General features: G+C 66.9%; 13 protein-coding genes. 8 read left to right on the top strand and 5 right to left on the bottom strand.

Annotated features, from left to right (window positions below):
* Positions 1–30: 30 nt before the first annotated feature.
* Positions 31–879, bottom strand: a complete 849-nt coding sequence (yidA, locus tag VI08_RS12220; protein WP_045829861.1) for a sugar-phosphatase — start codon at positions 877–879, stop codon at positions 31–33.
* Between the two features lie 121 nt (positions 880–1,000).
* On the opposite strand from yidA, the gene VI08_RS12215 reads away from it, so the two are divergent.
* On the top strand, positions 1,001–1,423 hold the full coding sequence (locus tag VI08_RS12215; protein ID WP_157006693.1) for a PAS domain-containing protein: 423 nt from the start codon (positions 1,001–1,003) through the stop codon (positions 1,421–1,423).
* Here the strand turns inward: VI08_RS12215 and VI08_RS12210 are convergent.
* On the bottom strand, positions 1,420–1,680 hold the full coding sequence (locus VI08_RS12210) for a DUF3253 domain-containing protein (protein ID WP_045829859.1): 261 nt from the start codon (positions 1,678–1,680) through the stop codon (positions 1,420–1,422). The genes VI08_RS12215 and VI08_RS12210 overlap by 4 nt on opposite strands.
* A gap of 102 nt (positions 1,681–1,782) precedes the next feature.
* On the bottom strand, positions 1,783–3,705 hold the full coding sequence (locus VI08_RS12205; protein WP_232309541.1) for a glycoside hydrolase family 76 protein: 1,923 nt from the start codon (positions 3,703–3,705) through the stop codon (positions 1,783–1,785).
* A gap of 305 nt (positions 3,706–4,010) precedes the next feature.
* Here VI08_RS12205 and VI08_RS12200 point away from each other — a divergent pair, with 305 nt between their 5' ends.
* The 6 genes from VI08_RS12200 to VI08_RS12175 all read left to right on the top strand — a co-directional run bounded on the left by VI08_RS12200 (position 4,011) and on the right by VI08_RS12175 (position 11,117).
* Positions 4,011–4,307, top strand: coding sequence for a hypothetical protein (locus tag VI08_RS12200; RefSeq protein WP_045829858.1), 297 nt, complete (start codon positions 4,011–4,013; stop codon positions 4,305–4,307).
* Between the two features lie 79 nt (positions 4,308–4,386).
* Positions 4,387–5,598, top strand: a complete 1,212-nt coding sequence (locus VI08_RS12195; protein WP_045829857.1) for a DUF2252 family protein — start codon at positions 4,387–4,389, stop codon at positions 5,596–5,598.
* Between the two features lie 86 nt (positions 5,599–5,684).
* Positions 5,685–6,878: a thioredoxin family protein gene (locus VI08_RS12190; protein ID WP_157006689.1), complete on the top strand. Its 1,194-nt coding sequence runs from the start codon at positions 5,685–5,687 to the stop codon at positions 6,876–6,878.
* 90 nt (positions 6,879–6,968) lie between these two features.
* Positions 6,969–7,172: a hypothetical protein gene (locus VI08_RS12185; protein WP_045829855.1), complete on the top strand. Its 204-nt coding sequence runs from the start codon at positions 6,969–6,971 to the stop codon at positions 7,170–7,172.
* Between the two features lie 52 nt (positions 7,173–7,224).
* Positions 7,225–10,653, top strand: coding sequence for a response regulator (locus VI08_RS12180; protein ID WP_045829854.1), 3,429 nt, complete (start codon positions 7,225–7,227; stop codon positions 10,651–10,653).
* A 113-nt stretch (positions 10,654–10,766) separates the two neighbouring features.
* Entirely contained in the window at positions 10,767–11,117 is a 351-nt protein-coding gene (locus VI08_RS12175) for a hypothetical protein (protein WP_045829853.1), read from the top strand.
* A gap of 9 nt (positions 11,118–11,126) precedes the next feature.
* On the opposite strand, the gene VI08_RS12170 is transcribed toward VI08_RS12175, so the two are convergent.
* Positions 11,127–11,525: a hypothetical protein gene (locus tag VI08_RS12170; RefSeq protein WP_045829852.1), complete on the bottom strand. Its 399-nt coding sequence runs from the start codon at positions 11,523–11,525 to the stop codon at positions 11,127–11,129.
* Between the two features lie 240 nt (positions 11,526–11,765).
* Here VI08_RS12170 and VI08_RS12165 point away from each other — a divergent pair, with 240 nt between their 5' ends.
* Positions 11,766–12,041, top strand: coding sequence for a hypothetical protein (locus tag VI08_RS12165; protein ID WP_045829851.1), 276 nt, complete (start codon positions 11,766–11,768; stop codon positions 12,039–12,041).
* On the opposite strand, the gene VI08_RS12160 is transcribed toward VI08_RS12165, so the two are convergent.
* Positions 12,024–12,632, bottom strand: a complete 609-nt coding sequence (locus VI08_RS12160) for a phosphatase PAP2 family protein (RefSeq protein WP_052697863.1) — start codon at positions 12,630–12,632, stop codon at positions 12,024–12,026. The genes VI08_RS12165 and VI08_RS12160 overlap by 18 nt on opposite strands.
* Between the last annotated feature and the right edge of the window lie 59 nt (positions 12,633–12,691).

Genomic DNA, 12,691 nt, shown 5'->3' with positions numbered 1-12,691 from the left:
CGCGGCCCAAGGTGAAAGCGATGAAAAAAATCAGCTATGGACGTTCTTGCGATCGAGGATGAAGCGTTCGATCGCATCGGCCACGCCACCTTCGGCATTCGTGGTGGTCTCGAAGCGCGCGGCGGCCTTCACTTCCGGGATGGCGTTGCCCATGGCCACGCCCGTGCCCGCGAACTCGAGCATGGCGATGTCGTTCTCGTGGTCGCCCAGGGCCATGACGTTCTCGCGGGGGATGCCCAGGCGGCTGGCAAGCGTCGCCAGGCTGGGGCCCTTGCCTGCGCGCTTGTCGAAGATATCGAGGAACGTGGGCGAGCTCTTCAGCACGCTGAAGCGGTCGAATATCTCGGGCGGCAGGCGCTTGATGGCGGCGTCGAGCCTGGACTGTTCGTCGATCATCATGAGCTTCGGGAAGCGGATGCCCGGCTCGATATCATCCAGCGTGCGGTAGCTCAGCGGCGCGCGGGTGATGTGCGAATCGGCCACGCTGAAGGGGCTGATGTCGCGGTCGGGCGTGTACATGCGGTTGTTGCCGAGGCCATGGAAATGGACGCCCAACTCGCGGGCCACCGCGGCGCAGTAGCGGTAATCGGATACGTCCAGGGTGAACTCGACCACGTTTTCACCCGTGCCGATGTTCTGCACGACTGCACCGTTGTAGGCGATGCAGTAGTCGTCAGCGCCATGGATGCCGAGTTCGTCGAGGTAAGGCAGCAGGCCCGTGATAGGCCGGCCGCTCGCCAGCACCAGCTTTACGCCAAGGGCCATGGCGGCGTGCACGGCGTCCTTCACGCGCGGGGTGATTTTGTGGCCAGGGTCGAGGAGGGTGCCATCCATGTCGATCGCAAGGAGTTCGACCGTGGGGTGTCGTGCCATATCCATCGTGGAGGGTCCGGGGTGATGTGCAAACGCAGCATTGTAGCGCGTGACGGATCTGAACGTTGCCCATCCGCGTCACGCGGCGCTAACCTGCACCCCGGTTTCATGGGCACGGGCAGGCCACATGGGCACATCTCGTATGGTGGGAAGCGGTGCAGGCGAACTGACGCAGGAGGTGGCGGAGCTGGTCCGTCTCGCGGGGCCCGGCGCCGAAGGCGAGGGTATCGTCATCGCTGATGCCACGGGCGAGATGGTGTACGCCGATGAGATGGCCACCGAGATCATGGGCATCGTGCGAATGGGCGCCGGGGTCGAGGATTACAGCGTGCTGCACGGCGTGTTCACCGAGGAAGGGCGCCCGTATCCTTCGTCCGACCTGCCGCTGGCCCGTGCGGTCCTTTTCCAGAAGACCACGAAGAACGAGCGGCTGCTGATGCGTCGGCCCGACGGCATCACCTACCTGCTGAACGTCACCGCCCGGCCACTGTTCGACGCGGCGAAGCGGCAGGTGGGCTCCGTGGTGTTCTTCCGGGTCGTTGCCCGCTAGTCGGCAGGGAACGCCGTGCCACGCCGCAGGCGTACCGCGCCTTCGTTGACGGCACCGGGGTCGAGCTGACGCTCGCCTTGCGTGATGTTGATGACACCCCTCAACGCGAGCTTCGCCGCCTCGTCCCGCACAGGCTGCATGAGGCTTCGCCATTCGGTCGTATCGCCTGCCACTTGGCGTGCGACATCGGAGGGGCAGATCGATGCCGTCGCCGCGCGCTGACGGAGCAGGCCGATGATGGCGGCGGCGATTTCCATGCGGCGACCCTAGGTTGCCGGCCGTGACGGTGGCGTCGCAGGAAGGCCGAAAAAAAACCTCCGCCCCCTCCTCGGGGGCGGAGGTGTTCGCTCACACCGCGGTTATTGCGCGATATCCGCCGTCACGTGGTAGACGCGCCCGCCCCAGCCATCGTTGGGGAACGCATCCGAGACCTTCAGGTACACCGGCTTGGCTCCGTTCGTGGCCGTGCCGAGGAACGGTGTCAGGTCGATCGTACGGTCGGCCTTGTTCGAGCCATCCGTCACCGGGTTGGCTTCCTGCAGCACCGTCGTCCAGGTCTGGTTATCCGAACTGGCCTGCACCAGGAACTCCGCGTCGATCGTCAGCGTCACGTGCGCCGCGGTGGTATCCGCCGGGAAGGGGAAGCGGTACGTGAAGTGCGCATTGCCATCGGCGAAGCGGTTCTGCACGCCGTTGCTCTGCGAGCCATCCGGATCGAACAGCCACGGGTTCTCGTCCACCGTGCCGGTGTCGAAGTCGATCTTGTGCGCGATGAGGAAGTCGGCCTGCGCGGTGAAGCGCAGCCCCGCCGCGGTCAGGTTCACCGTGACGAACTGGTGGCCGTCCTTCGCCGAGCTGGGCACGATGATCTTCAGCGGCACCGTGGTGCCCACGGGGTTGGCGTTACCACGCGGCAGCAGGCGTACCAGCGAGCTGCGCGGCGTCGCCGTCCAGCCGGCGGGTGCGTCGACATTGGCCAGGGCCAGCAGCGGGAAGAAGCCCGTGGCCGAGGCACTGAGCGTCACCGGGATGGTCGTGGTGCCCGACGCGGCCGGCATCACCACCGGCTGGGCCGGCGACAGCGTGCCCGCCATCGATTCGATCGGCGTGAAGCGCGGCACGTCGCCGACGAGGGCACTGAGGGCGCTGGCCTGCGTGCGCCAGTCGAACACGTTGGGATGATCGTCGCTCGTGGCGCCCGACCAGCGCGTGCCCAGCCGGTTCGCCGCGTCGCGGTCATGGTTCCAGATCGATTCGGCCTGGTCTTCCAGGAAGGCCGCGTACGTCCTGTCGTGCGTGGTATCGACCAGGTCGGTCCAATAGCGCGCGAAGATACCCTTGAACTGCTTGCCGTTGTCGTCGCAGGTCTGGTCAAGCGCGTCGCAGGCCTCGGTGAGCACGCCGGCCTTGTTCAGGCCCTTCGGGCTGATCGCGGCATCGGCGAGCCGCTTGACGCTGGTCAGGATCTTCGGATCGCGCGTGGCGCGGAACAGCTCAAGGCCGCCGCCGATGGCCAGGCCCTGGTTATAGGCCCACACCGTGCCGTTGTTGTTGGTGCACGCGTTGGTGAGGCCGTCGTTGACGAGGCCGTCGGCGTTGATCATGCCGCTGTTCTGGAACCACGCCCATGCGGTCTTCGAGCGGCCAAGCCACAGCGAATCGCCGGGGATGCGGTTATGCAGCTCGGCCGTCAGGCGGATCCACAAGCCGTTCGTCACGGCGTTCTTGTACGTGCGCTCGCCATCCCACCACACGCCGCCGCCACACGTGCTGGTATCCCAGTAGCCGTTGACGTACGTCGCGATCTTCACCGCCATGTCGAGGTACTTGGGGTTGCGCGTCAGGTCGTAGGCCTGGATCCAGGTGAGGCCCCACCACTCGGAATCGTCGATGGCGCGGCTGGTGAAGTTGCCGAGCAGCGGGTCGCCGGAAAGCACGCCCGCGGGGAACACGCCCTTGTCCTTCTCGAACGTGTTATCGAGCTGGCCGAGGTAGCGGCGGTCGCCCGTGCGCTCCATGTAATCGCCGATGGTCTGCAGCGCCACGGCCGAGTTCCACCAGCTGGACGGAAACCACGCTTTGACGGGGTCGTAGGACCTCATCAGCACGTCGGCGGCGACGCGGGCGCGGGCCATCGACGTCGGGCCATCGGCTGGCGGCGGCGCCTTGTCGGGTTGTGCCGCCATGGATGGGAAGGTGGCCGCGAGGGCGGTGAGCCCGGCCACGATGAACAACGTACGGACGCGAACGCGTACCGCATCAAGCTTGATCATCAGGTTCATGATCAGAGGCGCTCCTGAAGGGTTACCCACGACGCCAGCTCCCCTGCCGGACCGTGGGTGAAGACCCGGCTTGGCTTATCCCTTGGCATGCCGTTTAGACGGCCAAAATGATGTTGGTGGCTCAAGCCCCGATATGGTGCCGCGATGATTCGCCCATTTTTTAGATCGTGTCAAGTGGGGCGTTTAAGCGTGTTTTGTGTCCCGCGACGCGCTGCAATGCAGCATGTGGTCTACTTGGGGCGGGCTATCGAGGGCACGCCGTGGACACACCGTGGGCATATCTTTTGTGTCGCCATGGCAGGGAAGTGGGGAGCCCCACTGCGCAGCACATCGATGCCGCGCTCGACGAGTTGTTCGATCCACGCGACGACGACGACGAGCACGGCGACGCGTCGCTGCGGCATGGCTATGACGACGGCCCGATGCACGTGGTGGATATCACGAGGACGGGCAGGGCGACGTTTTCGCAATGGGCTGACCAGGATTACGAAGTGGAGCTTGCGCCGCCGCTCGATCGCATCGTGGACAGGGCGCAGGCGCGCGCGATCTGGCTGCTGCTCGCGAAGGGTGCCGTCGACGAGGTGAGGGCGCGCTTCGGTTAGCCACGCGCCATCGCGCGGCATTCATGCACGCGTCGCCACGCTTCCATGGTTTGGCCCACCATGAGCGCAAGAAATTACGATGCCGAAGATCCAGCCCGTGACGTCGACGCCGCCCGCCCGGCGCGCCGCCGTGCTTAACGCACGCCGCAACCTGAAGATGGCGCGCTCCGCGCACGCGTTCGTGCGTGGCAACACCTTGCAGTTCTACGAGTGGCTGGCCGGCTGTACGTTCACCATCCCGCAGGGGCCCACGGTGTGGATCTGCGGCGACTGCCACGTCAGCAACATCGGCCCGGTGGCGGACAAGGAGGGTGGCGTGGATATCCAGATCCGCGACCTCGACCAGGCCGTGCTCGGCAACCCGGCGCACGACATCATCCGGCTGGCGGTGTCGCTCGCTACGGCGGCGCGCGGCTCCGACCTGCCGGGCGTCATCACCGCGCGCATGGTCGAGGAGCTGATGGCGGGCTACGAGCTCGCGCTGGGCAATGGCAGGAAGGATGCACGCATCGTCGCACGGCCCGCCAGCATGAAGCTGGTGATGAAGGCGGCGCTGAAGCGCCGGTGGAAGCACCTGGCGCGCGAGCGAATCGATGGCGTGCAGCCGGATATCCCCGAGGGCCGACGTTATTGGCCGGTGACGGCTGCCGAGCGCGACGATCTCGCCGCCATCGCCGCCACGCCGGGTATGCGCCACCTCGTGCTGCAGCTGCTGCACCGTGACGACGATGCGCAGCTCGAGCTCGTCGACGCGAAGTACTGGGTGAAAGGCTGCAGTTCGCTGGGCCGCCTGCGCTATGCGTTGTTGATGCGCGTGCACGGCAAGGAACGCGGCGAAGAGTTCTGCCTCGTCGATGTGAAAGAGGCCGTGACCGCCGCGGCGCCGCACAGTGACGACGCGATGCCCGACGACGACGCCGAGCGCGTGCGCCAGGCCGCCGTGCACCTGGCGCCCAACCTGGGCAAGCGCATGATGACGGGCCGGGTGAAGGATCGCCCCGTGTTCGTGCGCGAATTACGGCCGCAAGACCTCAAGATCGACCTGGAACGACTGGACGAAAAGGACGCGATGGACGTAGCGCGCTACCTCGGCAATGTCGTGGGGCGTGCGCACGCCGGCCAGCTCGACCGCGCGCAGCGCAAGGCATGGCTGGGCGAACTGACGCGAAACCGGCCAGCCACGCTGGACGCGCCATCGTGGCTATGGCGCAGCGTCGTGGCGCTGATGCAGGCGCACGAGGGCGGCTACCTCGAGCATTGCCGGCGGTTTGCCAACCGGGAGCTTTCGTAGGTATCGTCGGGCGTCTGGTAACCCGGTCAACGGAGTGATGGCGCATGGCTTGCCCTCGTGTTGTTGGACGTATCGCGTTAGCTGGAATGGCTTTCGCCTGTCTGCCATCTTTCGCCTTGGCGGATGAGGCCGCCAATGTCGCGGCCGCACCCATCAAGAGCGAGGCCGACCTGAAGGCCTACATGGCCCTCTTGCCCAAGGACTCGCCGCTCTACCTGCTGCAGCCGCTCGACCGGAAGGTCTTCGTCGAAAGCCTGCGCTTCGGCGAAAAAGGTGTCACCACGTTCAGCACCCAGGGCGTGTTCGACCTGCCGCCGGCCGATGGCCGGAAGGTGCTTGCCCTGGTCGGCGCGCAGGACATGATCGATCCACCGTCGCCGTCATCCGCCGCGGCCACGGAGCGCGCCGTGCCTCCCGCCGAATCGTTTGCCACGCAGCAACTCACGGCCTACGAGGCATCCTATGCCTCGCTGTTGAACACGACGGATGCGGTCTACGCACACACGGCCAGGCCGGCTGCCGTGCAATCGTTTTTCGACACCCACTTTGCACCGGCGCTCGCCGAAAAACAGCTGCGAGCCCTTTCATCCCGTGACCTTGCGGCGCTCTACCGGTCAACCGTTTCGACGACGGCGATGTTCCCTGATGCGAGCCACCTCGGCACCATGCGGCGCGTTTACGACGAGCTTGCGCGGCGAGGGCAGGCGACCGATGGCCAGGCGCGCGATATGTTCGGCGCACTCTTTCGTGCGCGGGACTTCAAAGGGCTGTTGGCGTTTCGCGCCGTGACCCGCAAGGCTCCCGAGGTCGCCCCCATCACGCTGGATGGGCAGCTATCGCCCCGGGGGCTGCACAGGACGCTCGTCGTCGATGGCGCGACCGTGGTCAGGGCCGATGTGGTGGACCTCGCGCGCGGTGCGCACATCGTGGTCGTCGCAAGCCCTGGCTGCCATTTCAGCCGTGACGCAGCGCAGGCGATTGAACACGACCCGCGGCTTGCAGGGATCCTTGGCGGGCATTCGACGTGGATAGAGCCGACCGGGTCGGCCACCGACCTGAAGCCGTGGGTGGCCTGGAATGCGGGCCACCCCACGCTACGCATCGACCTTGCCGCGAGCGACAAGGCGTGGCCAGAGGTCACCCGTTGGGAAACGCCGACGTTTTTGTTCTTCAAGGATGGCAAGGTGGTGGATACCGTGGTTGGCTGGCCGAAGGAGGGCAATGGGCCGGCCATCGAAAAGGCCTGGGCCCACGCCAACGGCTCGACTTCACAAATGTGAAGGTTGCATCACGGGCGTTGATGTTCCTTTGACAAACCCTCCGGCACCTTGGCCGAAATTGCTTAACCACGTGCAGGACAGGGGAAAGAGATGCGCATCGTTGGCTGGGCCCGGCTCGAGGGGGAGCGCGACCCTGCGTTGCTACGCGAGCACGCGGGCGACCTCACCATCGTTTACCCCGGCGGCGCCAACCTGTGGGTGAATTGCGACGACGTGCAGCAATTCCTCGCCAAGCTGCGTGCTCAGGGCTTCCATGTCACCGGCTTCGGCGCAGGCCTGCCCCCCGCTCCTTGAACGCCCGGCCACATGCTAGGCTGGGGAGTTAACCCAACCCACCAAAGCGCCCATGACGTCGACCACGAAGTCCCGCCGTCCCTACCACCGTGCCGGGACCGATGCCGGTGCCTTCGCCGCCCTCGTCGTCGTCATCGCGTTCTTCGTTGGCAGTGGCATCCTCGCCTGGGCGAACGTCCGCACGATCCAGGATGACAACGCGCTCGTCATCCGCTCGCAGGAGACCGTGGCCGGCCTGGGCGACATCCTGTCGAGCATCCAGGACGCCGAGACCGGCCAGCGCGGGTACCTGCTGACCGGCAGCGATGGTTACCTTGAACCGTATCGCACGGCCCTGGCCGTGATCCCGGCGCGGGTCGAGGCCATCCGGGCCGCCCTGCGCAGCGACGCGGGCCAGCAGGCACGGCTGAACGAACTGGGCGCGCGCGTCACCGACAAGCTCGACGAGCTGCGCGAGACGATCGAGCTGCGCCGCACGAAAGGCTTCGATGCCGCGCTCGCCGTGGTCGCCTCCGACCGCGGCAAGGCGGCCATGGACGACATCCGCGCGCGGCTGGCCGCCATGCGTGCGGTGGAATACGAGGAACGTGCACAGGGCCTCGCCGAGATGGAAACGGCATACCGCACGGCGCTGGCCAGTGGCGCCGGCAGCGCGCTGCTGGGCGTGGGCCTCACCGTGTTCATCGCCTTGCTCATCCGGCGCAACAACCAGGCCAGGGCCCGCGAGGCGTGGCTGCAGCAGGGCCGCCTGGAGCTGGCGACGGCCATGGCGGGCGACAAGGATGCCGGCGGCATCGCCACCGCCATCCTCGGGTTCCTTGCAGGCTTCACCCAGGCCGAGGCGGGCGTGCTGTTCGCCGCCGAGGGCGGGCGCTTCAGCCGCGTAGGCGCGGTGGGCCTTGCGCCGAACGCGGCAGCCGGCAACGCGGCCGTCACCGGTTCGCTTATCGGCCGTGCCGTCGATGAAAAACGAGCCATCGTTGTCGCTGACGTGCCCGCGGGTTATGTGACCGTTGGGTCGGGCCTGGGGCACGCCGAGCCGCGCCACCTTGTCATCGCGCCAGCCATCTCCGATGGCGTGGTGCAGGGCGTGGTTGAGCTCGGCTATTTCGGCGCGGTGGGCCCCGATGTGGTCGCGCTGCTCGAGCAGGCCTCCGAAGCCATCGCCATCGCCTTGCGTTCCGCCGCCTACCGCACCGAGCTGGGCCGCCTCCTCGACGAGACACGGCGCCAGTCCGAGGCCTTGCAGACCCAGCAGGAAGAGCTCCGCGTATCGAACGAGGAACTCGAGGAACAGACCCAGGCGCTGCGCGCGTCGCAGCACGAACTGGAAGAGCAGCAAGCCGAGCTCGAACAGACCAACGCGCACCTTGCCGACCAGTCGCGCCAGCTCGAATCGCAGCGCGATGCGCTGTCGGTGGCGAACCGTGCGATCGAATCGAAGGCGCACGAAGTCGAGCGCGCCAGCCGTTACAAATCCGAGTTCCTCGCCAACATGTCGCACGAGCTGCGCACGCCGCTCAACTCGGCGCTCATCCTGTCGAAGCTGCTGGCCGACAACGCGCCCGGTACGCTTACCGAGGAACAGGTGAAGTTCGCCCGCACCATCCACGCCTCGGGCACCGACCTGCTCACCCTTATCAACGATATCCTCGACCTTTCGAAGATCGAAGCGGGCCACGTCGATATCCACCCGGAACCGGTTTCCGTCGAAGGCTTGCTCGCCGACCTGTCGGCCCGCCTTTCGCCGCTGGCCACCGACAAGGGCCTTTCGTTCTCGGTGACGGTCGAGGCGGGTTGCCCACCCGTGATCGAGACCGATCGCCAGCGCCTGGAGCAGGTGCTGAAGAACCTGCTTTCCAACGCGCTCAAGTTCACCGATACCGGCGGCGTCACCCTCGTGGCGCGCGCCGGGCGCGGTGGGCACATGGTGTTCGCCGTGGCCGATACCGGCATCGGCATCGCCGCCGACCAGCAGGCGCGTATCTTCGATGCGTTCCAGCAGGCCGACGGATCGATCAGCCGGCGCTATGGCGGCACGGGCCTGGGCCTGTCCATCTCGCAGGAACTGGCCCGCCTGCTGGGCGGCGGTATCACCGTCGACAGCGACGTGGGGCAGGGCAGCACGTTCACGCTCACCGTGGGCACGAAGCTCGAGGCGGGGGTGGCGCGGGCTGTCGCGCCGGCACCCGCGGCCGCGACCATCGTGCCGCGCGTGCCGTCGGCCGTGCCTGCCGTGGTGCCCTCGCCCGTGGTGGTGCCGGTCGCGCCCATGGGCGCCACGGGGCGTCTCATCCTCGTGATCGAAGACGACGCCGCGTTCGCGGAGATCGTGGGCAAGCTCGCCAGCGACATGGGCTTCCGCGCCATCTTCGCCCGCAGCGCCGGCGAAGCGCTTGCCATGGCGCGCGAACAACTGCCGCAGGCGATCGTCCTGGACATCGGCCTGCCGGATCAGTCGGGGCTGCATGTCCTCGATATCCTCAAGCACGATGTCCGCACGCGGCACATTCCCATCCATGTGGTGTCGGGCGCGGACCACTCGCGTACGGCGCTGTCGCTGGGCGCGGTCGGTTACCTCGTCAAGCCGGTGAGCCGCGAGGACCTGGCCGGCGTGCTCGATTCGCTCGAGGCGCGCCTGTCGCAACGCCCGCGCCGCGTGCTCGTGGTGGAAGACGATGCCGTCCAGCGCGATGCGATCCGCCACCTGCTCGCGACCGCCGACGTGGAAACGGTCGGCGCCTCCACCGCCGCGGCATGCCTCGCCGCGCTGGCCGAGACCACGTTCGACTGCGTGGTGCTCGACCTGTCGCTGCCTGATACCTCGGGATTCGAACTGCTCGAAACACTGGCCAACGAGGATGCCTACGCGTTCCCGCCGGTCATCGTTTATACCGGGCGCGTGCTGTCCACGGCGGAGGAGGATCGCCTGCGGCGCTATTCCAGTTCCATCATCATCAAGGGCGCCAAGTCGCCCGAGCGCCTGCTCGACGAAGTGACCTTGTTCCTGCACCAGGTGGTGGGCGACCTGCCCGAGCCGCAGCAGGGCATGGTGCGCGCCGCGCTGCACCGGGATGCCGTGCTCGAAGGCCGCCGCCTGTTGCTCGTCGAGGACGACGTGCGCAATGTTTTCGCGCTGATGAACGTGCTGGAACCGCATGGCTGCATCGTCACCATCGCACGCAACGGGCAGGAAGCGGTCGACGCGCTGGCCCAGTCGGGCGCGAATGGGCAGGCCCCATTCGAACTGGTGCTGATGGACATCATGATGCCGGTGATGGATGGCCTGACCGCGATGCGCACGATCCGCCAGGAACCACGCTTCGACAAGCTTCCGATCATCGCGCTCACCGCGAAGGCCATGCCCGACGACCAGCAACAGGCACTGGCGGCAGGTGCCAGCGACTACGTGGCGAAGCCGCTCGACGTCGACAAGCTGCTCTCGCTGATCCGCGTGTGGCTGGCCGATCGCGGCAGCTGAACGAACAGCCAGTCGCAGGAGTTACGCGTCAACTCGGCGAATCCTCGGCTCGTTACCCGACCGTGCGCAGGCTCCGGCCTGGCGCACGCTCGCTAACCAGAGGATTCCAATCCATGAATGCAAAGTCGAAGGTTGTACTGCTGGGCCTCGTGATGGGCGCGGCGCTGGCGTCGGGTCACGTCATGGCGCAGGCCGCGCCGCAGACGGACGTGCCCGGCCATCCCCGCGTCAACGAAGTGAACAATCGCCTCGATAACCAGCAGGAGCGTATCGACAAGGGGCTGGCGAACGGCACCATGACGCAGAAGCAGGCGGCGCGTGACGAGACGCACGACGCCAATATCGCCCGCCGCGAAAGCGTCGACGAGGCGAAGCATGGTGGCCACCTGACCAAGGGTGAGCAGAATCGCCTCAACCGTTCGGAAAACCGCGATAGCCGGCACATCTACAGGCAGAAGCACTAACGCTGGAGCCTAGTCCGCGGCGTTGGCAAAGGCATCGAGCCGCGCATCGGCCAGCGCGCGCTCGATGTCGCTGGTGTCGTACGGTGACTGCAGCACCTGGCACCATTCGGGGATATCGGCGTGCGCATGGCCAGGCGTGTTGCACAACGCCACGATGCCGACGGCTGGGTGATGCGCGCCGAGCCATGCGGGCAGGGTCAGGTCATCGTCCACGGGCTCGCCGCAGCGGCACACCACCGCGCGGATCGACGGCGCGGCGGCGAGGATCAGGCGCGCATTGCCCGCGGTTCGCGCATGCGCCACATGGGCGCCGGTGCGCTGGAGCACCATGGCCAGCGCGCCGGCCACGTTGGCATCGATGCCGATGAGCAGGACAGAGGGTGCGGTGGTGGATACATCGTTGGTCATGCGCCGCCCACGGTACCTCGCATGGCGCCGCATTGCACGCCGGGGCTACCCGATCCACCGTCCCGGCAACGCCCGATGTGCGCCAGTTGGCGCGTTTTCGGCCATTAAAACGCTCGCTTTCGCCGATAAATCACCATATCTGGCGGGTTTCACGTTCGTGACGGTGCCTTGGTAAATCTCCGCCGCCAGCGGCCGAAACAGTCCTCAAGCCACCACTGCTTGGAAGGTCTGGAGTACATCGTGGGCAAGGTCATCTGGTACCACCCGGAACTGCGCGTGGCGCTCATCGAGCGCCGTGTTGGGTTCACCGTGGGCTCGGTCGAATCCGGCGAGCTGACGCTCGGCGGCAGGGTGGATGGGGAACTGCACGCGCCGGGCCCCACGCGCCTGCATGATGTCGCCAGCGACAAATCGGTCGGGTTCCTCGTCGAGGCCGACGTGGTGTCGGAAGAAGAAGCCAACGAGCTGCTCGGGTTTCTCCGCGACTCGTCCTCGGCGTCAGCCCAGGCCGTGTAGCCTGCGGGTAAAAACGCGCGTGTGGCCACTCAGCCACATCGCGATGTCCTGCAGCAGGTGCTGGGACGGAAATACCCGCCCATAGAAGGCGACGCCCAGGAGCACGACACCACCGGCAAGCGACCACGTGCGCCACGCGCGCCCATCGTGCGACGGGCCCAGGCCGCGGATGAACCAGGTGGCCACCGCCGTACCCAGCACCGCGCCCATGAGCACTTCGGAGACGCTGTGCACTTCAAGCGCCAGGCGGGACACACCCACGGCCAGGCCGAGGACGAAGCCGAGTGCGACAGGCAACCATGCGCCAGGCCACCGCGCGTCGCGGAACAGGATGGCCGCGAGGCTGGGCCATGCGAATAGCGAGAGCGCCGTGTGCCCGCTGATGCCCGTGTAGTCGAGCCCCGGTGGCCCGATGCCCCACGCCATGAACACCAGCTTGGAGAACGCCACCGTGCCGCCGCATGCCACCGCGGCGACGAGCCACCGGACGGCATCCCGCCGCGGGGCGGCGAGGGCAAGGACGATGGCCGTCCAAGTGATAAGGGGCAACAGCAGGGCGCTGTCGCCGAAGCACGTGATGTAGTGCCACATCACGAGGCGGGAAGAAGGGTCATGGGGGCCGGGGAATAGGGGAGGGTGCCTGCCTGACA

Origin of the sequence: Luteibacter yeojuensis (assembly GCF_000964085.1) — a bacterium.
Classification (GTDB): Bacteria; Pseudomonadota; Gammaproteobacteria; order Xanthomonadales; family Rhodanobacteraceae; genus Luteibacter; species Luteibacter yeojuensis_A.
This window is presented reverse-complemented; position numbering and strand designations above follow the sequence as displayed.